At 64.0% G+C, this 2,294-nt stretch carries 1 protein-coding gene; it reads right to left on the reverse strand.

The features are described 5' to 3' along the window. The coding region (locus ACZ9HU_RS22480) for a Tn3 family transposase (RefSeq protein WP_476108100.1) at window positions 1-2,294 on the reverse strand (2,294 nt) is incomplete at both ends.

Consider the following 2,294-nt stretch of genomic DNA (forward strand, 5'->3'; position numbering starts at 1 on the left):
GGCGCGATCGGCGCAAGCCGCCTGTCCGGAAAGTCGCGCAGGCGCGGGCAGAAGCGAAATCCCAGCATCGCGCACAGGGCGAAGACATGATCGGTCGCTCCGCCGGTGTCGGTGTAATGCTCGACGATCCTGAGATCGGTGCCATGGCTGATGAGGCCGTCGAGGACATAGGGCGCTTCATGCGTGGCGGCCGAGATCACATTGACGTGGTAGGGCCCGCGCTGATCGGAAACATGGGTGTAGAAGCTGAAGCCATGATCGACGCCATAGCGCGCGTTGATGTCGCCGCCCGATGCGCCGCGCTTCGCGCCCCTGAAGAACTGACCATCGGAACTGGACGTTGTGCCGTCGCCCCACACGCGCGAGAATGGCAGACGGTGATGCGCATTAATGAGGACGGTCAGCGCCGCGCGGTAGCTTTCATCGCGGATATAGGCGTCATGGGTCCACAGGAGTTGATCGCGCGTGACGCCCTGGCTCGCGGCGGCCATGCGCGATAGGCCGAGATTGGTGGCGTCGGCGAGGATCGTGGCGAGCAGCGCATTTTCATTGGGACATAGCTCGCCGGTGCGCAGGTTGGTGAACGCCGAAAGAAAGCCAGTTTCCTGCGCCACCTCATGTAGCAGTTCGGTGATACGGATGCGTGGCATCATCGCATCGAGCCGGTCGGCCAGGGCTTCGGCGTCGGGCGTTGCGATCGTGCGAACGGGGGATATCTGGAGGCGGCCGTCGCGGTATCGCACACCCTCCAGAGCGTCGCGCTTCAGGCTCCGGGCGAATTTCTTCAGCCGCCAGTCCAGTTCGCGGCCCCGCTGTTCGAGCCATTCGCCGGCTGTGGGTGGCAGACCAAGAGCCGACACGATCGGCTTGGCCTTCGGTTCGCTTAGCAGGTAGCTGTCGAACTGGCGGTATCCCGTCGATCGTTCCACCCAGACATCACCGGAGCGCAGCTTGTTGCGCAGATGCGCGATAGTCGCGATTTCCCAGAGCCGCCGATTGATCTTGCCGTCATCGCCCATGACGATTTTCTGCCATTCCTTGCGGAAGGGCATCGGAGCGTCGGCAGGCAGATCGCGCTTGCCCGACCTATTGAGGTCGCGCAGCATCTCGATAGCGGCAATCGTTTTCGCGCTGCCCTTTCCGGCCCTGAACTGTAGCGCTTCAAGCAGATCAGGGGCGAACTTGCGCAACGTCGCATAGCGGTCGGCCGCGACCCTCAGCGGATCAAGATTGGCGGTTTCCGCGATCGTCGCCACTTCCGGTCTGGCCTTCAGGAGGGTGTGCCATCCTACTGAGGCATCCAGGACCTCCATAGGATCTTCGCCAGTATCGACTGCATCGGTGAGCGCGTCGATCGTCCTGCGGAAGATCAGCATCAGCCGGGCCACGTTCTTCGACGTGGCGGCATAGCTGCGCGCCTGGGCGTTCTTCGCGCGGGTGAAGATGCCGCCGATCAGCTTGTCCGCCATCTCCAGGGCGCTGTCCGTCAGCCGTTCTTCAAGATCGAGCAGGAAGGCAACGAGCGTGGCGCGTCGCCGGGAGGGAATATAGCGCTCGATCATATAGGCAGGCGACGCACGGCCTTCCCTGACATATTGCCGAAATCGGTCCGCGTGGATGCGGCCCGCGACGTCGGGGGAAATGCCGATCTTCCGCACCTGCCTCAGACGGTCGAGGATCTGGCGGACGTGATCGGGCTTGGCCGCGACGGGGATGGTCTTAAGCAAGGCGAGATGGCTCATGCCGCCGGCGGCGTCGAAGAGCTGATCGAGGGCCTGGACCTGTTCGGCGCTGAGATCGGCGATCAGGGCGTGGGCGGCCTGCTTGCGCGCGCGGGCACGTCCCGCGCTGCTGGCGCGTTCGATGGTGGAGATGGACGGCAGCAAAATCCGGGCCTCGCGCAGGGCGGTGACCACGCCCATCGCAATCGTCATCCCCTTGTCGGTCGCCCATGCCGTTCTCGCGGCCGCCTCGACCATGAAGGGAATATCGGCGCGGGTTGGCCCCCGAAGCCCCAAACGCGCCGCCAGCTCACGGGCATGATCCGTCATTGTCTGATCCCGCGCCGCATAGTTGGCCAGCTCGGTTACGTGCAGACCAAGTTGCTCCGCGACGAAAGCGGCGAGATCATGGGGTATTGCTCCCCTGTCCTGTATCAACTGCGCAAGCGTGATGCCCGGGTGCCGCAGGAGCGCGAGTTGCAGCGCCACGCCCAACTGGTTCCGTCGCTCCCGTCGCGCGCCGATGATCTCGATATCGGAAGGCTCGAAGGTATAGAGCCGGGCCAAATGGTC

The organism is Novosphingobium sp. Sphag1I (assembly GCF_056279125.1).